We start from the raw sequence: 24,759 nt of genomic DNA, 5'->3' as shown, positions 1-24,759 counted from the left end.
ATGCACCCACTCATCCTCTTGCTCAAGATTTACAAGCGCCTTATTAGCCCACTGTTAGGGCCACATTGCCGTTTCGAACCAAGTTGCTCTGAATACGCGATGGTGGCTATTGCCCGCTTCGGCACGCTGCGCGGCATATGGTTAGCAGCACGTCGGCTGGCACGCTGCCATCCGTTGCAACTGGGTGGCCACGACCCGGTACCCGACAACACCAGCACACAGGTCAATCCCCGTTCTCATCGCTGTACAGGACACCACCAATGAATCCAACCTTGATCGTGAACGCCCGCTTGGTCAATGAAGGCCGCGAATTCGACAGCGATTTGAGAATCGAGAACGGACGCATCGCCCGTATCGACACCGGACTGTCTGCACAAAGTAAGGACATCGTCATTGATGCAGCGGGCCGCCGTTTACTGCCTGGCATGATCGACGACCAAGTCCATTTTCGCGAACCTGGACTCACCCACAAGGGCGATATTGCCAGCGAGTCCGCTGCTGCAGTGGCCGGCGGACTGACGAGCTTTATGGATATGCCCAACACCAATCCACCGACATTAGGCGCTGCTGCATTGCAGGCCAAGTATGACGCTGCAAGGGGGCGTGCCTGGGGCAACTATGGTTTCTACCTCGGCGCCAGCAACGATAATCTTGCGGCAATCCAAGCACTAGACCCCAAAACCAGTCCAGGCATCAAAGTGTTCATGGGGGCCTCCACAGGCAACATGCTGGTGGACAATGAAACCACGCTGGAAGGGATTTTCCGCTATGCACCCACCCCGATCATCACCCACTGCGAGGACACACCGACCATCAACGCAACACTGGCCAAGTACCACTCTCGCTACGGCAATACACTGAGTGCCGAGCAACACCCAGATATCCGCTCGCGCCAAGCCTGCTTGAAATCCTCGCAGCTAGCCGTATCGCTGGCAAAGAAAAACGGCACCCGGCTGCACGTACTCCATATTTCTACCGCTGATGAGCTGAGACTGTTTGAAGCTGGCCCACTGGTCGATGCCGCCGGCAAACGATGCAAGCAAATCACCGCCGAAACCTGTATCCATTTCCTACATTTTGATCGCATGGACTATGCACGCCTTGGCAACCTCATCAAGTGCAACCCAGCCATCAAGGAAGCCAGCGACCGCGAAGCACTGATCGCCGCTTTGGCAAAGGACGTGATCGACGTCCTCGCCACCGATCATGCACCGCACACCTGGGAAGAGAAACAGCAACCATATGCACAGGCTCCCTCCGGCCTGCCATTGGTCCAGTACGCGCTGGTCGCAGCACTGGAACTGGTGCATGCCGGTCGGTTATCGGTAACTGAGATCGTGCGCAAGTTTGCCCATGCACCGGCACAACTGTTTGACGTGATTGAACGTGGTTTCCTGCGCGAGGGCTACTGGGCGGACTTGGTACTGGTCGAAGACACACCATTCACTGTCAAACGTCAGGAGATACTTTCTAAATGTGGCTGGTCGCCATTCGAAGGCACCACATTTCGTTCTCGTATCGCTTCCACGTGGGTCAACGGCAACCATGTGTGGGACGGCAACCGCCTTGTTGGCGTACCGAACGGCCAACGTCTGGAATTTGACCGCTGATGCTTGCACTCACTGTGAATAGGTTACTCGCGCTCGGTATGTTGGTCACAATGACTTTACCGCCCATTACATATGCCCAGAACAAGATAAACACACAAGAAACCCGCTCTGAGTTTCCCACCAATGTATCCCAAGGCGCACTGGTGATCGGGACCGTCCCAGCAGGCAGCCGAGTCGAGTACAGCGGACAGGTGTTGCGAGTCGATGACAAGGGTCAGGTTGTCTTTGGAGTAGGCCGTAATGAAACCGGACCACTGATACTACGTATCCAAACCCCAAAAGGGACTGTCAAACAAGTCAACATCAACGTGACAACACGCCAATGGCCGCTTGAGGTGGTCAACGGCGTGCCGCCAAAAACAGTCAATCCACCACCAGCAATTGCTGCACGGATCACCCGTGAACAAGCACAAATCACTGATGCACGCCAGCGCAACGACGCTCGCTCGGATTTCGCCCAAGCCTTTATCTGGCCTGTACAAGGCCGAATCAGCGGACGTTTCGGCAGCGAACGCATCTACAACGGTCAAACTGCAGGCAACGGGCACTCAGGGATGGACATCGCCACAGCAACCGGGACGCCGGTAAAGGCACCAGCGGCTGGTGTGATCACCTTCGCCGCACCAGATTTGTACCTGACAGGCGGCACAGTGTTGTTAGACCATGGCGCTGGAGTCAGCTCCAACTTTCTGCACCTATCACGGATTGATGTAAAAGCTGGCGATCACGTGGATCAAGGTCAAGTCATCGGTGCAGTCGGTGCAACTGGGCGAGCCACCGGACCGCACTTACATTGGGGGATGAATTGGTTCAACGTGCGTATTGATCCTTTGTTAATACTCGAACGCACCCGCTAGACATTCGCGACCTGACAAAACCACTCCACAACAGCACATTCACTCAATCTGGCAATGTATCGAACGGGGCACCGACACAATGGATGCCCCTTTTCCTTTTTACATCTCAGTACTGACCCGATCACGTCCAGCCGCCTTGCTTGCATACAACCCGTTATCGGCACGTTGCAATAGTGCTTCGATGGATTCATCAGGCAACCACGAGGCCACCCCAAGACTCAATGTGCAACGTAACCGGGTACATTCAAATTGGAACGGCTGGCTTGAAACAGCAACGCGGATCCCCTCGGCGACACGCCGCGCTGCTACCAAGTCGGCCCCAGGAAGGATCGCAATTAACTCATCACCTCCATGACGCCCAAGCGCGTCACTGGCACGTAGCCAACCGCGCACCCGCTGCACCACCTGACGCAAACAAGCATCTCCAGCAGCATGCCCATATTCGTCATTGATACGTTTGAAATGATCAATGTCGATAAACGCCACCGATAAAGGAGTCCCCATCTGACGGGCATCATCAATATCGCGCTCCAATCTCCGCTCAATCGCGACCCGGGTCAACGCACCGGTCAGACCATCCACATTTGCAAGCAACCTGGCACGGTCGCGATCACGTCGCAACTCCAGCATATGATCAGCCAGTACCAGAGTCACCAGCAAACAAGATAATCCCAGCGACATGCTCAGCCCATATCCAATCCAAGCGCCATTGCCACTCAACCGATTCCAGCCAATCAACTCCAAGCTGCGCAGCATAGAGAACAATAACAAAGGGGTCCAAGCAACCAACAACGACCAAGCATCGCGATGACCACGGACGCCTCCCAACCATACACAACTAAACAACAACAACAACGAAGCAACCATCAGAGAAAGATACGTGAGTACCGGATATGGCTGGATCTGCGGCACCACGTTCAACACTGCCATCACCAGTAACCAACCCGAAGAAGCTTTCAACGCCAAATCCACCCGTGGTATCCGGAACGCGGTGTTCAAGTAGTGACGCTGGAAATTCACGATGACAAAGCCACCAAAGGTGGCAACCACCCGTATCGGTACTGGTGAGGAGCCAAACAATTCTCCGAGCACCGGAAAACCTCTCGCCTCGCCATCAAAGCCGATCAGGTACAGCAGTACACACACCAAATTGACCGTAAAATAGCCATACACAGGCTCACGCAACCGCACCCAGAGTGAGGCTGAAAGTACAGCCAGCACCGTCGTTAAACCGAGGATAAAGCTATACCAAGCAACATGATCCAGATCACGACGATGCACCACATCATTGCTCACAATGGAAACTGGCATTGATATCGTGCTCTGCGCATGCACACGCAACCATACTGCCCTCCCCTGCGGCAACCCCTCGGGTAAATCGATCACCAATGCACGCGTTGCATAGCGGCGGTCCGCCGCAGCTCCGTAGATCGCATGGTGGCTCGGCACGCTACGCCCAGGGACCCAAGCCTCAACCCAGTTCAGATACGGGAACTCTATCTGCAGCTTTGGTTGCCCAGCTGCACTGATCTGGCGGTCAGCGCGGATACGCCACCACACCGGATGTCGCGCCGTTTCATAGATACTGGCACCCCCTGTGTCATTTGGGCGCAACATAGCATCGTATACACCCGCCAACACCTCGTGTGCTGGCGGGTCGTCATCCAAGCGTTCCAGCATCAGCGACTGTGCAACTGCTGGTGCTGCCAAGCACAGCCACAACAACACACCTCTCAACAGAAAATAACCAAGCTGACGCTTCATTCTCTTAGCAGCTCCCAACAACGGCATCACTGAGAAAGTGACTGACCTGGAAGGTCCCATAAACCAAAGTGCATCGCCCACCCTGCAATCTCTCTTTGCCTCCACACACTTAAGATGCAATGGATAATCTCCGATACCTTCATGCTGTGTGATGTCCGCCTCAGGATGGATTGCAATTTTTTGAATTTATTCACACATGGATGACCTTTGATTACCACGTGTGATCCTCTTTGAGGAACACGTTAATTCATCACCTGATTTTCTTGATAACGCCGGATTGAGATACAAACCAATAGCACCTCCTCATCCTGTGTGTGTATTGATTAACCAACTGTTAGAAAACAGTGTGCTCGAGATCGCTGGCATTGGTGAAAATGCATGATGGATTGATGGAAAGACATGCTGACAGCGTAACAATTGAATAACGTTCTTTATAAAAAAGCTATCTTCCCAAGAATACTGTTAATCGGTTACTGAGAATTCCTAGGGAAAAATTTATTAATTAATATTCACACGATGAACATCTAAAAATAATATCAGTTAACCACATTGCATCTGTCGAACAGATCGCCCTTCAACCCCGTGTCGCAAAAAATGCACATCGACCATAAACCAAGTTTGTTTATAGAAAATAATATATTTCTATCGAAAAAATAACGTGGTTAATCTAAGTAAAATGTGCGGCACAAACAGAAAAACCAAGTTCGGAAGTTAAATATTTCCGAGAAAAGCAACGAGGCAAACGATGAACATATCGCTTCAATGTACTTAGCGAATACACATCACACCATCACAACCTGCGTATGGCACTCAAACGGCGGCCATACGCTGCATTACTCATGAGTCAATGCAAGCCTTCCGAATTCGATCATTGAGCATGGCAATCCTGCAAGCACGGCGTAGGTAAATGGTCCATAGGCGGCAGAACAACCGCTTTATCAGTGAGCCAAACGGCCGCTTTGCCCACAACATGACGCGGATCATGACCGCCAATGAGCACATTAGAACGACGATCCCATTCAACCGTCTGCACATTGCCCCAAACGTGGCTAGAACCACGCCCACCGGCAACCGTATCGCTTGGCTGCTTGATCGTATGCCCCATCGTCTCCAATCCCTTGATCACCTCTGCCGGAAACGTAGCCGCCTCCGTCTCAATGACGTCCGGCAACCATTGGTGGTGATACCGCGGCAACGCAGCAACCTGTTGCGCGTCCAATCCAGCGTCGTAACCCAAGATCCCCAACAGCACCATTGTGATAATACGACTGCCGCCAGGCGTGCCAATCACCGCCACTTTATCGGCAGATTCAAGGAAAGTCGGCGTCATTGAGCTGAGCATGCGCTTCCCTGGTTTGGGGGCATTCGCCTCATAGCCCATCACCCCAAACACATTTGGCACGCCTGGCTGGAGTGCAAAATCATCCATCTCATTGTTAAGCAACACACCGGTTCCCTTCGGAATCAGCCCCGAACCGTATAGCAAATTAACCGTTTGCGTCGCACCCACTCGGTTTCCCTCCGCATCAATGATTGAAAAGTGCGTCGTCTCCTCATCCTCCAATGGCGTTGGATGACCTGATAACAACACGCTAGGCGTTGCCTTCTCAGGGTTAATCCCCGCACGCAAACCACGCGCATAGTCCTGACTCGTCAACACACGCTGCGGAATCGACACAAAATCGGGATCACCGAGAAAAAAAGTACGATCCCGATACGCACGGCGCATCGCTTCTACCACCAAATGAACGCGATGCACGTCATCTAGCCGAGCCAGATCCCAACCTTCCAAGATCTGTAACATTTCCGCCAACGCGATACCGCCAGAAGACGGCGGCGGCGCAGTGGTGATCTTCCACCCTCGATAATCGAACGTGATGGGAACACGCGACTTGACCCGATAACCGGCCAAATCCTCAGCAGTCCAACGTCCACCCGCCTGATTCACCCCAGCCAGCAACCGCTTCGCGGTCTCGCCCCTATAAAAACCATCAAAGCCCTTATTGGCCAATAACGACAAAGTCCGCGCCAATTCCGGCTGTTTGAAAATATCACCCTCATCCATCGGCTTACCGCCACGGAGATAGACTTCACGTGTCCCCGGATAACGCTCCATCACTTCACGGCGCGACTGATACCCCTCCACCATACGCCTGTACACAGGAAACCCCGCAGACGCAATGCGGATAGCCGGTGCCAATGTTTGTCTCAATGGCAACTTGCCATAATGCTCAGCTAGTTCAACAAGTGCTGCCGGTAACCCCGGGATACCTGCCGACCAAGGCCCGTTGATCGAACGGTCATGATCCAGTTGACCATCCTTGTTTAGAAACGTACCCAGATTAACCGACGCCGGCGCGTATTCCCGCGCATCCAGCATGACATCACGCCCCGTCTTGGCATCATGAAGCAGAAAAAAGCCACCGCCGCCCAAACCAGAACTAATGGGTTCAACCACCGACAACGTGGAAGACACCGCCACTGCAGCATCGAAAGCATTCCCACCCTGCTTCAGAATCTGCAGCCCAGCATCCGTCGCCAAATAATGACTACTAGCAATCACTGCACCAGGCGGGACTCTGGCGACTCCCTCCCGTAACAGTGCTACCTCTGTCTGCTCTGCAGAGACGTGCGAGAAAAAAACACAGAGCAACAAGAAACAACGAGGAAATAAACTCATAAATCAGGAGATTCCTTTTCATACAACTCGGGATCGTTGCGTTGCAACTGCTGCAACTTACTAAGCAGTTGCTCCCGCGTTTCCAACAGACCAGGATCTGGATCAATACACTCCACCGGGCAAACAACCACGCATTGCGGCTCATCGTAATGACCAACACACTCGGTACAGCGCAGCGGATCAATGATGTAGATCGTCTCCCCCATCGAAATCGCCCGATTCGGACAGACCGGCTCACACACATCGCAATTAACGCACAACGCATTAATCCTTAACGACATCACAGATGTCTCAAAGAAAAGGCCAACCACATCATGCACAGCGACATCACGCAACCACCACCGTTAAAAAAACAGCAATCCCAGCAAACAAGCCATCGAAGCTAACGCCCATGACGGGGATATTCATAAAGACGCAAGCACGCATCTGCCTGCTCCCAGCAACACCTGCTGCCTCATTTTGCTTCGACAAAAACATACTCAGCCCCACTGGACTGCACCACTTTTTGCACGCGAGCATTGTCAGCACTCATCCCAATGAAAAGCACATGCACTCCCTTCATCGAACCGGCCTGCACCTTATTGAACGCAGCCACAATCAAATCGGCCATCTTGGCCGACGCCGAAGAACCAAACACCACCAGCGTCCCCGGCTGCACCCCACGCCCCAACGCACTCGTGACATTCTCTAATTGGCGATCATACTTTCCTTTGAAATCAGGATCAGACGCCGGCGGCAAATAGTACAAAAACGGACTACCGGTACTATTGCCCAAGTGATTGGAAACAACCTGGCCAAGATACGTCTTCCAAGCAGCATCATCATCCTTCGCCGGAACAGTCGGCACTGAAGAAGCAACATCCGCCACCGTTTGAGCTGCTTTCTGACCACAAGCGGCCAAAACAAAAACAAACGAAGCAACCACCACCACACGCAACATGTTATTCATTGCTCTTGCCTTACAGATTATGGATAAAACAGAAAAACATCGTGTACCCCTAAAGATTCTGACGTAACGCCGCAACGACCGCCGCAGGTGCAAAGCCGGAAACATCTCCGCCAAGCCGCGCAATCTCACGCACCAGCGAAGACGAAATAAAACTATGCTGCTCCGCCGGAGTCAGAAATAATGTCTCAACTTCAGGGATCAGATGACGATTCATACTCGCCATCTGGAACTCATACTCGAAATCCGAAACCGCACGCAAGCCACGCAGCAACACACCCGCGCCAACGTGACGCACAAAATGCGCTAACAATGTATCGAACCCAATGACCTGCACATTTTCATGCTGGCACAACGCCTCACGCGCCAGAGTCACACGCTGCTGCAACGGCAGAGAAGGTCCCTTGGATGGACTCTGCGCAACACCAACCACAACCGACTCAAACAGCGGAGCAGCACGACTCACTAAATCAATGTGACCATTAGTGATCGGATCGAAGGTGCCAGGATAGACGGCGATGCGGCGATTAACCACGCTCATACAGACGATACTGACTTAGAACCAACAGGCAGTGTAACAGCCGGATACCGATACAACGCATAGCACACTTCACGCGTGCGACCGTCACGATGCAACTCCCAACCTGGCAGCATCACTGGTTCCAGATCAACCGGAGACTCCATATACAACCACGCTGCGGCCGCCACGTGCAGCGCCAATCGCACCACCACCGTCTCCCACACCCCAGCAGCAAACGGCGGATCAAGAAAGATAATATCGAAACGCGCCGCAGCAGGCCGTTGCAACCACTGCAACGCATCAGCCTGCACAATCTCCACCTGATCCTGAGCACCAAGCCGCGCCACCTGCTCACGCAACAGGACCACCAACTCCGCGTGACGTTCGACCAGTACCGCCCTCGCCGCACCACGCGACACCGCTTCCAATCCCAACGCACCGCTCCCAGCAAACAAATCCAGAACATGTGCCCCCGGCAACACAGGCATCAACCAATTGAACAGCGTTTCGCGCACACGGCTACTGGTCGGACGTAACCCAGGCAGTTCCGGCACTCTCAAGCGCGTATTCCGCCAGCGGCCACCGATAATCCGTACATGTCCTTCACCACAAACACGCACCGGTAACACACGCCGATGATTCATCGGCAAACAAAAAACAACGGATGACAAGAGAAGAACATCGACCGCCAGACACCAAAAAAGAAACCCAATGATACCTCCCGACTGACCAGAAGCCTTGAAAGCATCACCGACGACCCATACCCCCTCGCCATCCCCGCATCGAATGCGGCACACCTTTTATGGAGCTTAACAACGATGACCCTCGAAGCAGACAAACAGACCCACGGCTTCCAAACGGAAGTCAAACAGTTACTGCAACTGATGATCCACTCCCTGTACTCAAACAAGGAGATTTTCCTACGCGAATTAATCTCCAATGCTGCCGATGCTGCGGACAAACTGCGCTTTGAGGCATTGAGCGCCCCCTCATTACTGGAAGAAGATCCCAACCTGCGCATCCGCGTTGAGTTTGATAAACAAGCACACACCATCACCATTGATGACAACGGCATTGGTATGAGTCGTGATGAGGCCATTGCACACCTGGGCACGATTGCCAAGTCAGGCACCGCGGATTTCCTCAAAACACTGTCTGGCGATCAACGCAAAGACGCCAACCTCATTGGCCAATTCGGTGTCGGCTTCTACAGTGCCTTTATTGTCGCCGACCACGTCGACGTCTACAGCCGCCGCGCCGGACTGACAGCAGCCGAGGGCGTACACTGGTCGAGCAAAGGTGAAGGCAACTTTGAAGTGGCCACCATTGATAAACCGCAACGCGGTACCCGCGTCGTGCTCCACCTGAAAGAAAATGAACAACACTTTGCAGAAGGATGGACCCTACGCAGCACCCTGAAAAAATATTCCGACCACATCGGCCTCCCCATTGAAATGCTCAAGGAACACCACGGCAAGGAGGAAGAAAAAGACACCCCCAAAGAAGCCGAGTGGGAAGCCGTCAACAAAGCCAGCGCCCTATGGACACGCCCCAAAAACGACATTAAGGATGAGGAATACCAGGAATTCTATAAACACATCTCACACGATATGACCAACCCGCTCGCCTGGAGCCATAACAAGGTCGAAGGCAAGCTGGAATACACCTCCTTACTCTATGTCCCAACACGCGCACCATTTGACCTGTACCACCGCAATGCTGCCAAGGGACTGAAACTGTATGTACAACGTGTTTTCATCATGGATCAAGCGGAACAGTTCCTGCCGCTCTACCTGCGTTTCATCAAGGGCGTTGTTGACTCTGCCGACCTCTCGCTGAACGTCTCCCGCGAGATCCTCCAATCTGGCCCAGTCGTGGACTCCATGAAAGCCGCACTGAGCAAACGCGCCCTGGACATGCTTGAAAAACTCGCCAAAGACGCCCCAGAAGATTACAAAACCTTCTGGAAAAACTTTGGCCAGGTACTGAAAGAAGGACCCGCCGAGGATTACAGCAACCGCGAGAAAGTCGCCAGCCTGCTGCGCTTTGCCTCAACCTACGACACCTCCGGTGATCCCTCCGTCGCACTCACCGATTACATCGCACGCATGAAAGAAGGTCAGGACAAGCTCTACTACCTGACCGGAGAATCCTACGCACAAATCAAGGACAGCCCATACCTGGAAGTATTCCGTAAAAAAGGCATTGAAGTACTGCTACTGGTAGACCGCATTGACGAGTGGTTGATGAACTACTTACATGAATTCGACGGCAAATCCTTTGTCGACATTGCACGCGGCGATCTGGACCTCGGAAACCTCGACAGCGAAGCAGACAAAAAAGCACAAGAGGAAATCGCAAAAACCAAAGAAGCATTAGCCAGCCGGATCAAAGCCACACTGGGAGAAGATGTTGCCGAAGTGCGCGTCTCACATCGCCTGACCGATTCACCCGCAGTACTCGCCATCGGCGAAGGCGATCTCGGCCTGCAAATGCGTCAGTTACTCGAAGCTAGCGGCCAGAAAGTTCCAGAAACAAAACCCGTCTTCGAATTCAACCCAAGCCACCCACTCATCGAGAAACTGGACGCCGAACAAGACATGGACCGTTTTGCGGACTTGAGCCACATCCTGTTCGATCAAGCCGCACTCGCTGCCGGAGACAGTTTGAAAGACCCGGCCAACTACGTGCGCCGCCTCAACAAACTCCTACTGGAACTATCGGCCTAAAAAACAACTGGATGCAATGGGCAGCACAGCAACACGCCCGCAGCAACACACCAACAATGCCCCTGAATGTTCAGGGGCATTGTCCTTCAGGCGCTACACACGAAACCTTATTTAGATCCGCTAATCTCAAGCAAACGCTGCCAAGTGGAGGAACAAAAACGTTCCTCAAATACACTCAAAAAAACATCAATGCCTCAGCACGCTGCATCACACCCTACGTTCTTTCATTTATCCACCGCGCTTTCCACCTTCAAACTGCTTGCGAATCTGCGCATCCACCGCAGCGATTGCCGTCATATTCATCACGCGCCGTGACGTGGTGCTACTCGTCAAAATATGCACTGCCTTGGAAATACCCATCAAAATCGGGCCAATCGCCACACCATCGGTAAACACACGCACCAAGTTGTAAGCAATATTGGCCGCCTCCAAATTTGGAAACACAAACAGATTAGCCCGACCTTTCAACGTTGTATTGGGCATAATGCGCTCGCGCAGCACCTCATCCCACGCTGTATCCGCCTGCATCTCCCCATCAATATTCAACCTGGGGCTACGCTTGAGCAGCAGCTCACGCACCTGGCGCATCTTCAATGCATCACGCGAATCGTGACTACCAAAATTACTGTGCGACAGTAACGCCACACTCGGCTCAATGCCAAACAACCTCAAGCGGTAACACGCCTGCAACGTGGCCTCGGTAATCTGCTCGGCGCTCGGATCTTCCTGCACATGGGTATCCACAAAGAAAAACGCACCATGTTGGTTAATCACGCCTGTCATCGCCGCCGTTGAACTCACCCGAGGTTCCAGAGGGATCACACTGCGCGCATAACCGAGCCTCTTATGGAAACGACCGACGGCTCCAGTCAACAACGCATCGGCCTCACCACGTGCAACCATCACCGAGGCAATCAGAGTAGGACGCGAACGCATTAACTCCTTCGCCGCACTGACCGTCACCCCACGACGCTCCGTCACCCCATGGTAGTACTGCCAATAATCGTTGAAGCGAGGATCATCGTGGATATTGGTCACCTCGAAATCGACACCAACCTTCATGCGCAGCCCCATGCGCTGAATCCTGCTTTCGATCACATCCGGACGACCAATCAGAATCGGGAACGCCAACCCTTCGTCAATCACATTCTGCACCGCACGCAGAATCACCTCTTCCTCACCCTCGGCATACACCACCCGCTGCTTATCAGCACGCGCACGATCGTAAACCGGCTTCATCATCAAGCTGGTGCGGTAAACAAATTGGCTCAACTTGTCATGGTAGGCGCTCATATCCGTAATCGGGCGGGTCGCCACCCCAGAATCCATCGCCGCCTGCGCCACCGCCGAAGACAGTTCCACTAATAAACGTGGGTCAAGCGGACGCGGAATCAAATACTCCCGGCCAAAACTTGGCGTCTCACCACCGTAAGCAGCGCCCAGATCGGAAGCCTCACACCGTGCTAACGCAGCAATCGCCTTAACGCAAGCAATCTTCATCTCCTCATTGATCGTGGTCGCACCCACATCCAACGCACCACGGAACAAGTAGGGAAAACACAAAACATTGTTGATTTGATTTGGATAATCCGAACGCCCAGTTCCAATAATGGCATCCGTACGCACCGCACATACCGCCTCAGGCATGATCTCCGGAATGGGATTGGCCAAGGCAAAGATCACTGGGTCAGGCGCCATCGTCGCCACCATCTCTGGCGTCAAGATGCCAGCAGCAGAAAGCCCAAGAAAAATATCCGCACCCTCCACAATCTCCGCCAAAGTGCGCTTATCCGTATCCCGTGCATAACGCTGCTTCTCCGGATCCAAATCGGTACGGCCAGTATGGATCACCCCCTCCCGGTCATAAGCCAGAATGTTATCCGGGTTCAACCCCAGCGAAACCAGCATATTGACGCAGGAGACACCCGCCGCTCCCATGCCGGTGGTTGCCAACTTCACCTCTCCGATCTTCTTTCCAGTGATGACCATCGCGTTAAGCACAGCCGCACCGACAATGATCGCAGTACCGTGCTGATCATCGTGAAAGACCGGAATACTCATCCGCTCACGCAACTTACGCTCGACGATGAAACATTCCGGGGCTTTGATGTCCTCTAAGTTCACACCACCGAAAGTCGGCTCCAGACTGGCAATAATGTCTACCAACTTATCCGGGTCAGACTCGTCAATCTCGATATCAAACACATCAATGCCAGCGAACTTCTGAAACAGCACGCCCTTGCCTTCCATCACCGGCTTACCCGCCAGTGGACCAATGTTCCCCAAACCCAACACCGCAGTGCCGTTGGAAATCACCGCAACCAAGTTACCGCGCGCCGTGAGCTCACTTGCCTGCTGAGGATTTTCGACAATCGCTTGGCAAGCAAACGCCACACCTGGGGAATACGCCAACGACAAATCACGCTGCGTCAGCATTGGCTTGGTTGCGACCACCTTGATCTTACCGGCTGGCTGCGTGCGGTGATAATCAATCGCCGCCTGTTTAAATGTATCGTTTGACATCGCGCTTGAATACCTAAATAGGCGTAGGAAGAGCCCACTCTAACTACATACCAATGACGAGACCTGTCACGCAACAGTGACAGCCGATGCTAAATACGGCACCACAAACCCCAAAGCGTATAACACCACCATCGCAGCAACACGCACTGCGATGACTAACTAAAGACTCAACGCGACACAGACGGCTCAGCATCATTGGCATGTAGTGACTGGTATGCAGCTTCACTGCCATCCAGTGCAATTTTGAGCTGCTCATAGTTCAACGCATTCTCCCAACGCGAAACTACCAGCGTAGCCACTGCATTGCCAATAAAATTGGTCAGTGAGCGGCACTCACTCATAAAGCGATCTACACCCAAGATTAGTGCCATGCCCGCAATCGGCACTTCCGGCACCACCGCCAACGTTGCTGCCAAAGTAATAAAACCAGCACCGGACACACCGGCTGCCCCTTTAGAACTCAACATCGCCACCAAAAACAAAGCAAGCTGATGCGCTGGCGTCAGCTCCGTGTTGGTTGCCTGAGCAATAAACAACGCCGCTAACGTCATATAAATATTGGTGCCATCCAGATTAAAAGAGTAACCAGTGGGCACAACCAGTCCAACCACGGACTTTCCACACCCCGCCTGCACCATCTTTTCCATTAGCGACGGCAACGCCGACTCCGAAGACGAAGTCCCCAACACCAGCAACAGCTCCGCCTTCAAATAGCGAATCAGTTTTAATATTGAAAAACCACACAACCAACTCACGGCACCCAAAATCACCAACACAAACAACAGCGAAGTGAGATAGAACGAGCCAACCAACCCCCCCAAATTCACCAATGAATCAACTCCATACTTACCAATCGTGAACGCAATCGCTCCGAATGCACCGATAGGAGCCATTTTCATCAACATCTGGACAAGCTTGAATACTGGTACGGTCAACGCATCCAGTAAATTGAGCACAGGCTTACCACGTTCCCCAGCAAGCGCCAACGCAATACCGAACAACACTGCCACAAACAACACCTGCAAAATATTGTCCCCAACAAACGGACTCAACAGTGTCTTCGGGATGATGTCCATCAAAAAGCCAACCAACGTCAAATCGTGTGATTTCTCCACATAATTTGCGATCTCCCCCTGATGGAGATCTACTGGATTAATGTTCATGCCCGCACCTGGATGCACCACATGAGCAACGACCAAACCCAGCAGCAAGGCTAGCGTGGAAAAGAAAAGGAAATACACCATCGCCTTACCAAATACGCGAGCCACCGTCCCCACATGCGCAACGCTAGCGATCCCTGTCACGATTGTCAGAAAAATCACTGGCGAGATAATCATCTTCACCAGCTTGATAAAGGCATCCCCCAACGGCTTGAGTTGCTGACCCACAGCAGGATAACAATGGCCTAACAGCGCCCCCAGGATAATCGCGATGATCACCCAGAAATACAACTGTAAATAAAAAGGATTATAAGGTTTATGCGGGGCAGGCCCATTGGCCCGAGAGCTGGGATGCATGAAACAAACTCCGGTAGACAAAACGGAACCGCATAGCGCGGGCTTCAAATGATGCAATTCTCGAACGAAGACGTAATCATACAGATAACCTATTGGTACTAACCTCCGTAAAGATTGACACCCGGAGCTTAAGATTAAGTCCTTGTGAATTCTTTTACTATTTGCTCAAATTCCGTTAAGGCGCTTGAAAACACCGTCGCACCTGTAAAAGCCCGTCCCAGAAATGCACTTGCCTCCTATGGAATGCCTCGGCAACAACAACCCCATACATTAATCTGAAGTTCAGAGAACCGCTATGCGCCCCATCAAGTTTCTTTTCACTCTATGCCTAACAAGCACCGCTTCCGCTGCCGTCGCTGGCGACTTTAACCACTGGCCATTGCAATATACCTTTGGCAACGCAACAGAGGCTTCGTTAACCGGAAACTTTGCTTACGACTACAACAACTTCTCTGGTGATGATCGTCTTAAAGACAGAAATTTTATGCGCCGCAAAGAATTGGGTATCTCAATTAAAAAGAAGGATGTCTATGACGCCGCTGTTGCCTTTGACTTCCAATCCAAACTGTGGCTTGACGTTTTCTTCCGCTTTGAAACAAAAGCACTCTTTGACCAGGATTACGGTCGTATCCGCCTAGGCTACATGAAAACCCCAGTGGGTATGGAAGCACTCGCCAGCTCACGCGCTGGAAGCTTCATGGAAACTGCACTGCCGGTGCAATCCATCTATGAAGGGCGCCGTACCGGCGTGGAATGGGTGCTGGAACGTCCACAGTACCTGCTGCAAACCGGTGCCTACGGCGGAAAAGATCTACAAGGCGACAACCCGGGCACCACCCAAGCCATCCGTGCAATATGGACTCCGTTCAAGAGCACTGGCGACGTACTGCACTTGGGCGTGTCCTATTCACAGGAAAACCCACGCGGCTACCATAACGGCTCAAACGTATCCTTCAGCCCACGCACCCGGGTACGCGCCCGTCCAGAAAGCGGACTGACCGACGTGCGCCTCATCGACTCGGGCACCCTGGTTGACGTTGACAAAATCCAACGCAACGGCTTGGAACAACTATGGATCCACGGCCCACTCCTGGTACAGAGCGAAGCACTGCATATCAAAGTGACACGTAATAACGGCCTACCCACTTACAACGGCAACGGCCAGTACATCTACGGCAGTTGGATACTGACTGGCGAATCCCGGCCTTACACAGCCGGCACCGTTGGCAATGTCACTCCCATGCACGACTACGGCGCAGTCGAATTACTGGCCCGCTACAGCCGCCTCAACCTGGATAACGGCAGCATCCTCGGCGGGCGTCAACACGACTGGACTGTCGGCGCCAACTGGTACCTCACCAACTACTTCAAATTCCAAGCAAACTACGTCAAAGTCAACGCTACTCGCCTTGGCACACGTACCACACCGGATATTGTCGAGCTACGCGCCCAAGTTCATTTTTGAACCATGAGCCACATCACGTGGTAACAGCACATGATGTAGCATTTGGCACATTTCCAGGTACCAACCCTAAATCATCATGACAGCGGCACTGGACGCGTGCCGCTGCTATTTTCGATCATCATGAGAAACGATATGACCGCAACAGGTCATATCGTCCAGTCAGCGCACCCGATACAAACGATGCAACCTACGGCACTCACACATGCTGTACATACCACCACTGCAACCATTCACAACCACTGCCTGGAGAACATCATCGCATTGGCTGGAGGAGGAGCAACGGGACACCGCTCAGCGAATAGAAGAATCAAAACCATCCAGAGACAGACAAACAGCCCGACACTGGAACGCACCCAACACACTCCCCATACCTCAACCATGACACCATTGACCACGGCAGCATGAAGCTGACAGCAATCGACACTTCCGTCCCCACTTACACAGCACGTACTGAACATAGACAGCCGCCGCCCTAACATCGGTCTTCAGCAACACTCACCTACTACCCCAGGGAGAGGATCAGGTATTGCCACACACAACGGCTGTCGCCCCCCCTTGCCATACTCAACAGCCGCTGACACATTCATTTGCTGCACACCACCCATACGAGCATCGCACCAGGCATCCCCCAGCACTCAGCACCAACCACATTTGGCTGACACAGAGGACGAGCAATGTTCATTCAGCAGCAACATTGCCTGGCCATGCTGTGCTAGAGCAACAGACATAAACAAAACATGCCACTGAAACAACAGAGCCAAACACCACCTACCGTACAAAGCGCGATCCTACAAACCACCCAAGACAGCAATACCACCCTTCATTGCAGTCTGGAACACTTACCGCAAGGGGTGGTGATTATCGACGCCGAACTGCGTCTAGCTGCTTGGAATACACGTTACGTCGAACTCTTCCACTTCCCCCCGGAACTGATGCAAGTCGGCCAACCGATCGAAGATTTATTCCGTTACAACGCAGAGCGTGGCCTCCTTGGTGATGGCCCCATTGAAGAGGCAATCCAACGCCGCCTCAACCACCTGCGCAGCGGCAAGGCACACATCCGTGAAAGCGAGAAAGAAGACGGCACAGTACTGGAAATTCGCGGAAATTCCCTGCCAGAGGGTGGCTTCGTCACCAGCTACACCGACATCACCAGCTACAAAAACGCCACACGCGAACTACGTTTACTCGCCGACACACTCGAACACCGTGTCGCCGAGCGCACTCGCGACCTGGACCAAGCACGCCTTGAAGCCGAGAATGCCAATCGTTATAAAACCCGTTTCATCGCCTCAGCAGTACACGATCTACTGCAACCACTCAATGCAGCACGCATGTTTGTAGCAATGTTGCGCAAACAATTGCACGACACAGATGCACTGCGCATCGCCAACAACATTGATGGGGCGCTGATCGCAGAAGATGCCATCCTCAGCAGTCTACTGGACATCTCGCGGCTTGAATCAGGTACCTTAAAAACGCAAGTGCATCACTTTGCACTGGGAACACTGCTAGAAACGCTGGCAGGTGAATTTGGCATCCTTGCGCAAAGTCGCGGAATCTCCCTCAAATGGGTACCAAGCCATGCCATCGTATACAGCGACGAAACATTACTTCGGCGGATTTTGCAGAATTTCCTTTCTAACGCAATCCGCTACACCCCGCGCGGACGCGTGCTGATAGGCTGCCGGCGACATGGCAACTGGTTACGCATCGAAGTACATGACCAAGGACCGGGCATTCCCGAAAGCTTGCAAAGCGAAATCTTCGAGGAATTTCGACGCCTTGATGACGGCGTAGTCAACGACCGCGGTGCCGGCCTTGGATTGGCCATCGTCGAACGCATCGGACGCCTGCTCAACCACCCTATCGGACTACGCTCCACACTTGGACATGGCAGCACGTTTTCAGTCAGCGTACCACTGGAGCAGATCACAACAACCCACCCCGTATTCACACGGACACCAATGCCCACCCGCGAGCTGGATGATGACCCGATGCTGCATGGCTGCCAGGTCTGGTGTATAGACAACGACCCGAGCGTCTGCCAAATCATCCACACCCTGCTGGAACGCTGGCACTGTGCGGTTGGCTTTACCGGGAGTCTGGACGAAGCACTCATCACCGCCGCCACTGCACCACCGCCCGAACTGATCCTGATGGACACCAGTATCGATGAACACGGCGACACCCCTCTAATACCATTGCTGATGACACACTGGGGACACACACCACGCGTGATCCTGATGACCTCCGAAGAAGATCCAACCCTACGCGACCGGGCATTGAATCGAGGCTGGGGCTTCCTGGGAAAACCTATACGGCCACCGGCATTACGTGCACTGATGACACAAACACTGCTACGCCAAGACTGAACACAACACAGAACATCCTTCACCAGCCGCGTTTATAAAGCCGTGTCTAGGCTTCAGGCTCAAGCGACTTCACCAATACCGCTGCCTGGGTACGGCTATAGCACTCCAATTTTTTCAAAATGGCTGTTACATGCACCTTGACGGTGTTTTCCGCCAAACCCAATTCATACGCAATTTGTTTATTTAACAGGCCATCAGCCAAGCACAACAACACACGGAATTGTTGTGGAGTCAGTCGAGCCAATTTAACGGCTAACTGGGTATCGGCTTCAGAACACTCCACCAACATCGGTGGGAACCAGGTGCAGCCATCCAACACTGCAGCAACCACTTCCGTTATCGTCTCCGGTGGTGAGGACTTGGGAATAAAACCAGCAGCACCGAATTGCTGCGCACGACGGATCACCCGTGGGTGATCATTAGAAGAAATCACCACCACAGGGATATCCGGGTGCTCACCACGCACATGCAATAACGCCGAAAAACCTCGCGCGCCTGGCATTGCCAAATCCAACAACACCAATTCCGTTTGTGGATATGCCTGCAATGCCGACCTGAGCGTCGCGGCACTGGAAGCATCCAGCACCTGGGCATCCTGAAAATTTTCGCGCAGCACTTGAATCACCGCATTGCGAAATAGTGGATGGTCATCGGCCACCAGGATCAGCATCTCACTCATGTGTGCAGTCTGGCACGATGACCACATGCACAGCAGCCCAATCCAACAGCAGCATCCAGCAGTTAAGAGAAGAGACACTTCATTAACGCCCTCGCACGACACAACCCTCATGACCTCAACAACGCTCCGCTGCATGCTCGCAACCACCTATTTCTAATGATCAATACAACGACCTGCATCACCCCCCAAAACCCATGATGCCCCACCTCACAGCAACACGACTAACACAGGTATACCGCACCATCCCACAAGACAGCACACCGCAATGAAGCATGCTTGCGGATACAGCGACAACACAGCAATGACACAAATCCATAAGCACTGATTAGCACCGCAAGACAGCAACAGACAAACCCGCCAACGCAACGCTGGGGAGCCATATCACGCTGCGCGCGCGCCTGCATGACGCCAGAATCTCTAATGGACACATGCGATCCCAATGCACGATCCCACTGACGTATGCGTCCCACGATCAATGCCATGAGCGGCCAGCACCTGACTAAAGCGCAATACACACGCCACCTCGTACCCTCATACACTGAGCACTCAACGGGGCGGCAACATGCTACTGCGCCACGTATACAAAAATTGACGACGCTTCAACGTATCCAGATACACCAGCAGCCCTGGTCCAAGTGCAATGGGACGGAACATGGACACAATACGATCACTCCCCGGTAACACCGGCATCAGCCGTACTTCATGCGACAGGACCCGTTGGCCGCGCTCTGACAACAAATAATCAAGGAAACGCTGCGCCTCAGACACATGCACGCCACCACGCGGGATCACAGCGGTACGCAATGCCAGCAGGGTGTAATCCTCAGGCTGCACGATACCAAGAGGCACACCAGCATCCACGCGCGCCTGCGCATACGAACCAAGGACGTTATAGGCCAATAGCAATTCGCCGCTGGCGACACGCTCCAACAACGCCCCTGTCCCTGCTTCCAACTGCACTCGTTCCTCCCCCATCGCCTCCCACAACGCGCCAGCAATGCTGCCGAGCTGCGCATCCTGAGTGCTCAATAGATAACCCACCGCACTGCGCTCCACATCATAGGTTCCAATCTGACCACGCAATGGCGCCTCAGGGGCGCGCAGCAACGCAAGCAATTGGTGGCGGGTGCGTGGCACCTGCGGCGACGGCAGCCGCCGGGTGTTGTAGACGATGACCGCTGGTTCATAACCGATCCCGAACACCTCATAACGCCACTGCGCCCAGGTCGGCAGTGCCCTGGTTCGCGACGAACGATAGGCCAATGCGTGGCCGTCATTTGCCAGCTTGATCTGTAAATCCATACTCGCGCTGATCAACAGATCCGGTGGTGGCTGACTTGATGCCGGATGCAGATAACGGTGATAGATCTGCGATGCAATCTGCTCCTCATAGATCACTTCGCTTCCAGGATGCAGGCGCTGATAATCAGCAATGACCACGGCAAACCTCTCCACATCGTTAGCCCCTTGAATGCGCAGTTGTGCGGTCACCGGGCCTTTGGTTGAAAAATGCCGTATCTCACCAGGATGTGCCCACACCATAAAATGGCAGGTCAATAACAGCAGCAAAACGGCAACACGGATCATGATGCGGGTCACCGAGGAAAACCTAGGGTGATCATCAGGCCGCCACCAATGCGATTAGATAGATCGATACGGCCACGATGGTTATCAATGATCCGTTTCACAATCGCCAATCCCAGACCCGCCCCCCCTGGGGATGCATGCACGCCACGCACAAAACGCTCAAACACACGCTCAGCCTCACTAGGAGCAATCCCCGGACCTTGATCGGCCAATGTCAAGACACACTCATGTGCGTCACTGGTCAATGTCAACTGCAAGCTGCCACCCCCGTATTTGCAGGCATTGTCGACCAAATTTTTCAGTGCTTCGCGCAGCAACAAGGCATCACCACGTATCCATGCTGGATGCGGATCATTCGTCCACTGCACACATAGCATCTCCTCCCTATATGGCACGACTTCAGACACGGCCTGGTGGATCAACTCGAGCAGATTCACCTCCTCAAAGTGCTGTATCTGGGTACGATGAATCGCACTGGCATCACTCAGCAACTGGTTAAGCAAGCGACTCATGTGGCTTGCATTACGCTCAATCGCCGTCAAACTGCAACGCAACTGGAACGCATCCCCTTCCTCCAATGCAAGCTGCGCCTGAGCACGCAATGCAGCCAGTGGGGTACGCATCTGATGCGCGGCTTCCCCCATAAACGCACGTAACGTTTCATTACTGTTGGACAGCCGCTCCATAAAGTGGTTCAGTGCACCGACCATCTGCGCCATTTCTTGCGGCGGCGCAGTCGTCAACGGCTTTAGATCCCAGGGTTGGCGCTGCGCTAAATCACGCTCAATCCGACGCAACGGCCACAACGCGCGATATACACCCAACGCAACCAAGGGCAGTGACAACAGCGTCAAGACAGCAATCACCAACAACGCGTTCACCACCATTTCATGCGCCAACGCATCACGTGCCTGCCGGGTCTGACCAACTTGCACATACACCTCAGTCAGTGTTGCCACTGAAGCAAGCGTCCTTGCCACCGCGACGAACCGCACCAGCTCACCGCTGTAGTCAGCATCGAACAGCAAGGGTGCCTCCCCAGGCAACGGCACACGCGGTGGTGACGGTAGGTCACCATACCCGGTCATAATGTGGCCGTGTACATCGTAAACACGATAAAAAACCCGGTCTTCAGGTGCCATCGCCAATACGTCCAACGCCACATAAGGCAGATCCACCTGCCACTGTCCATCGACCAGCGAGACGCTGCCCAAGATCGATAACGCAGAGGACACCAACAAATGGTCATAAGAACCGTCAGCAGCACGCTGCCCGTAGTCACGCGCGGCAAAGAACAGGAACACGGTGCTCATCATCGAGAATGCGCCGAGATACAACCACAAGGTACGGCGGATCGAACCACCGTTAATCGCACGCTTCATGGCCCCTAGCCTCAACGATCGGTTCGAGGAGATAGCCTGCACGACGCACAGTCACGATACGCAGTGGCGCCGCTTCCAATTTCCTACGCAACCGTGCCACATAAAGTTCAATCGCATTCGGCCCGGCATTGTCATCAAAATTGAACAAGCTGTTGCCAATCTCGTCTTTACCCACGATTTGACCCAACCGGGCAATCAATATCTCCAGAAGCCGGTATTCACGATTAGGTAATTTGATCGGCTCACCGTTCAAACAGATGCGATGCGCTGCATTATCAAACTCAAAGCCGCCAATCCGCACCACTTCACTGGCATTACCACGGTTACGACGCAACAAGACACGGCAACGCGCCTCAAACTCACGAAAGTCGAACGGTTTGCTCAAGTAGTCGTCGGCACCAACATTCAACGTATACACACGATCTTCAATGGCATCACGTGCCGTCAGTATCAGCACCGGTGTCGTGTCGCCACGCTGGCGCAACTCACTCAGCAACTGCAAGCCATCCAAACTGGGTAAGCCAATATCCAACACCACCAGGTCAAAGCGCTGGTAACGCAACACGCCCGCAGCAGCTAGACCATCGCTCTGCCAATCCACCGCATGCCCGTGACGCCGCATGCGCCGGATGATCGCATCGGCAAGATCAGCATTGTCCTCAATCAACAATAGGCGCATTGAATCTCATCAAATCCAAGGGCTTCGTAAAGACCAACGTGCGTACCTCAATGCAGTGACACCTCACTCTTGATATTCAATGTCTGTCCGTGGCTTGGCGTCATTGACAGGTCAATGACAGCTTTGCCCACCTAAGCTGAAGGTATTCACCTGAGGTTCTGCTCAAGTTTCACACACCACACAGCACATGGGAGGGTATGTGGCGATACGACGCCTGCGCACTATTTTTGTTTCCCTACTGCTAGGCTTAGCCGCCTCGGCCACTCAGGCGGCCGATCGCAGTGACCGCAATGTAACCGCCAAACTGGAAGGACGATTTGAATGGGATTTTGCACTATTCGACAACGACACTCGCGGGACTCCAAATCGCAGCAATAACGAGATCCGCAGATTCTGGCTTGATGTGACGGGTAAGGTTTTCGCCTTCGACTACACGATAGAAGGCAATTTCACAAATTTGCAGGATAAGTTCAAAGGAAAAAGTATCGAGATGGGAGATGTCTATCTCAGACACGACTTTGGCAACACCGGCACGCTGACCCTCGGACAGTTCAAACAACATTTCAGCCTAGACGACCGCACCAGCCCTGACTACGGCCAATTCTTGGAACGCAGTGGAGGCGCCAATACACTGGCACCGGAGTACCACAAGGGTGTGTCATGGAAAGCCACACACCAAAACACCACTTGGTGGGTCAGCGCCTACAGCCTGGACAGCATTAGTCTCTCCAACGTCAACGGGCGTGGACTCGGTGGCCGCGGAACCTGGTCGCCAGACACACCAGAGGGCGACGTGCTGCATCTTGGCCTGTCGCTGGCACACCAGCGTTACGATCATCCCGGCAGCGACGGCATGACCGCCTTAAGCATCCGCCCACTCCCGGCTGGGCACCTGTCCGACAACAGTGGCATTACGCTGGCACATTTCGCCAACGGACGCGATACCAAAGTAAACAGATGGGCACTGGAATACGCGCAAGTGCGCGGACCGCTGTCATGGCAAAGTGAGTATATCGGCGGTGCATTCAACGACGGCATGCAACGCGCCACTGTGCAATCGGCCTACGGCTTTGTCAGTTGGTTCGTCACGGGTGAATCTCGTACCTACGACCGCAAAACTGGACGATTCACACGCATCAAAACACTGCACAATCCACGTGGCGCATTAGAATTGGCGCTACGATACGATCGCATGTGGGGCAACCAACACCACAACAACCAACCCAATTTCCTCAATGCGTCCACCGCCTCCTGTACACTGGGCGTAAACTGGTACATTAAACCCAACCTAAGACTGATGCTCAACCTGATCGACAGCCGTAATCGCGACCGTTTGGCCGGCACCGTTTTAGACCATACCCGGGCATTGACCGGGCGTTTACATTACGACTTTTAGTATGCCCCTCAGCGCCGACACACACGTCGAAATATTGACTTTCAGCCAAG

At 53.3% G+C, this 24,759-nt stretch carries 19 protein-coding genes and 2 pseudogenes; 8 read left to right on the top strand and 13 right to left on the bottom strand.

What is annotated here, in order from left to right:
• From yidD to F7G16_RS01465, 3 genes are read left to right on the top strand one after another with little or no spacing between them, the layout of a single operon-like run.
• A complete protein-coding gene (gene yidD, locus F7G16_RS01475; protein WP_004087903.1) occupies positions 1–264 on the top strand; it encodes a membrane protein insertion efficiency factor YidD in 264 nt (87 codons plus the stop codon).
• Positions 261–1,610 (top strand): dihydroorotase, encoded by a 1,350-nt coding sequence (locus tag F7G16_RS01470; RefSeq protein ID WP_004087904.1) that lies wholly within the window; start codon positions 261–263, stop codon positions 1,608–1,610. The genes yidD and F7G16_RS01470 overlap by 4 nt, the downstream gene beginning before the upstream one ends.
• Positions 1,610–2,467, top strand: coding sequence for a M23 family metallopeptidase (locus F7G16_RS01465; protein WP_004087905.1), 858 nt, complete (start codon positions 1,610–1,612; stop codon positions 2,465–2,467). Before F7G16_RS01470 ends, F7G16_RS01465 begins: the two co-directional genes overlap by 1 nt.
• A 99-nt stretch (positions 2,468–2,566) precedes the next feature.
• Here F7G16_RS01465 and F7G16_RS01460 read toward each other — a convergent pair whose 3' ends face one another.
• From F7G16_RS01460 to rsmD, 7 genes and pseudogenes are all read right to left on the bottom strand, one after another.
• On the bottom strand, positions 2,567–4,231 hold the full coding sequence (locus F7G16_RS01460) for a GGDEF domain-containing protein (protein WP_012382441.1): 1,665 nt from the start codon (positions 4,229–4,231) through the stop codon (positions 2,567–2,569).
• 868 nt (positions 4,232–5,099) lie between these two features.
• Positions 5,100–6,818, bottom strand: a pseudogene (gene ggt / locus F7G16_RS01455) (gamma-glutamyltransferase); the annotation flags it as partial.
• Between the two features lie 89 nt (positions 6,819–6,907).
• A complete protein-coding gene (locus tag F7G16_RS01450) occupies positions 6,908–7,192 on the bottom strand; it encodes a YfhL family 4Fe-4S dicluster ferredoxin (RefSeq protein WP_004087908.1) in 285 nt (94 codons plus the stop codon).
• Positions 7,193–7,238: 46 nt separating this feature from the next.
• Complete coding sequence (locus F7G16_RS01445; protein ID WP_155238078.1) at positions 7,239–7,382, bottom strand: hypothetical protein; 144 nt, start codon at positions 7,380–7,382, stop codon at positions 7,239–7,241.
• On the bottom strand, positions 7,366–7,860 hold the full coding sequence (locus F7G16_RS01440; protein ID WP_024748942.1) for a hypothetical protein: 495 nt from the start codon (positions 7,858–7,860) through the stop codon (positions 7,366–7,368). Before F7G16_RS01440 ends, F7G16_RS01445 begins: the two co-directional genes overlap by 17 nt.
• 49 nt (positions 7,861–7,909) lie before the next feature.
• Positions 7,910–8,398 (bottom strand): pantetheine-phosphate adenylyltransferase, encoded by a 489-nt coding sequence (coaD, locus tag F7G16_RS01435; RefSeq protein ID WP_004087910.1) that lies wholly within the window; start codon positions 8,396–8,398, stop codon positions 7,910–7,912.
• Entirely contained in the window at positions 8,395–9,021 is a 627-nt protein-coding gene (gene rsmD, locus F7G16_RS01430) for a 16S rRNA (guanine(966)-N(2))-methyltransferase RsmD (protein WP_004085276.1), read from the bottom strand. Before rsmD ends, coaD begins: the two co-directional genes overlap by 4 nt.
• Positions 9,022–9,195: 174 nt before the next feature.
• Between rsmD and htpG the strand changes: the two genes are divergently transcribed.
• Positions 9,196–11,106, top strand: coding sequence for a molecular chaperone HtpG (gene htpG, locus F7G16_RS01425; protein ID WP_012337609.1), 1,911 nt, complete (start codon positions 9,196–9,198; stop codon positions 11,104–11,106).
• Between the two features lie 228 nt (positions 11,107–11,334).
• Here the strand turns inward: htpG and F7G16_RS01420 are convergent, their stop codons facing one another.
• A complete protein-coding gene (locus tag F7G16_RS01420) occupies positions 11,335–13,629 on the bottom strand; it encodes an NADP-dependent malic enzyme (RefSeq protein ID WP_027700407.1) in 2,295 nt (764 codons plus the stop codon).
• A gap of 167 nt (positions 13,630–13,796) precedes the next feature.
• Positions 13,797–15,146: a dicarboxylate/amino acid:cation symporter gene (locus F7G16_RS01415; protein WP_004087914.1), complete on the bottom strand. Its 1,350-nt coding sequence runs from the start codon at positions 15,144–15,146 to the stop codon at positions 13,797–13,799.
• Positions 15,147–15,441: 295 nt separating this feature from the next.
• Between F7G16_RS01415 and F7G16_RS01410 the strand changes: the two genes are divergently transcribed.
• The 3 genes and pseudogenes from F7G16_RS01410 to F7G16_RS01400 all read left to right on the top strand — a co-directional run.
• A complete protein-coding gene (locus tag F7G16_RS01410; protein WP_004087915.1) occupies positions 15,442–16,611 on the top strand; it encodes an OprO/OprP family phosphate-selective porin in 1,170 nt (389 codons plus the stop codon).
• Between the two features lie 132 nt (positions 16,612–16,743).
• Complete coding sequence (locus F7G16_RS01405) at positions 16,744–17,016, top strand: hypothetical protein (RefSeq protein WP_225621642.1); 273 nt, start codon at positions 16,744–16,746, stop codon at positions 17,014–17,016.
• 176 nt (positions 17,017–17,192) lie between these two features.
• A pseudogene (locus F7G16_RS01400) lies at positions 17,193–18,986 on the top strand (hybrid sensor histidine kinase/response regulator); the annotation flags it as partial.
• A 46-nt stretch (positions 18,987–19,032) separates the two neighbouring features.
• Here F7G16_RS01400 and F7G16_RS01395 read toward each other — a convergent pair.
• The 4 genes from F7G16_RS01395 to F7G16_RS01375 all read right to left on the bottom strand — a co-directional run bounded on the left by F7G16_RS01395 (position 19,033) and on the right by F7G16_RS01375 (position 23,313).
• Complete coding sequence (locus F7G16_RS01395) at positions 19,033–19,665, bottom strand: response regulator (protein WP_011097569.1); 633 nt, start codon at positions 19,663–19,665, stop codon at positions 19,033–19,035.
• 546 nt (positions 19,666–20,211) lie between these two features.
• Complete coding sequence (locus tag F7G16_RS01385) at positions 20,212–21,252, bottom strand: ABC transporter substrate-binding protein (protein ID WP_004087920.1); 1,041 nt, start codon at positions 21,250–21,252, stop codon at positions 20,212–20,214.
• An 8-nt stretch (positions 21,253–21,260) separates the two neighbouring features.
• Positions 21,261–22,634: a sensor histidine kinase gene (locus tag F7G16_RS01380; RefSeq protein ID WP_004087921.1), complete on the bottom strand. Its 1,374-nt coding sequence runs from the start codon at positions 22,632–22,634 to the stop codon at positions 21,261–21,263.
• Complete coding sequence (locus F7G16_RS01375) at positions 22,618–23,313, bottom strand: response regulator transcription factor (RefSeq protein ID WP_004087922.1); 696 nt, start codon at positions 23,311–23,313, stop codon at positions 22,618–22,620. The genes F7G16_RS01380 and F7G16_RS01375 overlap by 17 nt, the downstream gene beginning before the upstream one ends.
• A gap of 199 nt (positions 23,314–23,512) precedes the next feature.
• Between F7G16_RS01375 and F7G16_RS01370 the strand changes: the two genes are divergently transcribed.
• On the top strand, positions 23,513–24,709 hold the full coding sequence (locus F7G16_RS01370) for an OprO/OprP family phosphate-selective porin (RefSeq protein ID WP_011097568.1): 1,197 nt from the start codon (positions 23,513–23,515) through the stop codon (positions 24,707–24,709).
• Positions 24,710–24,759 lie beyond the last annotated feature (50 nt).

Source organism: Xylella fastidiosa (genome assembly GCF_011801475.1).
Classification (GTDB): Bacteria; Pseudomonadota; Gammaproteobacteria; order Xanthomonadales; family Xanthomonadaceae; genus Xylella; species Xylella fastidiosa.
This window is presented reverse-complemented; position numbering and strand designations above follow the sequence as displayed.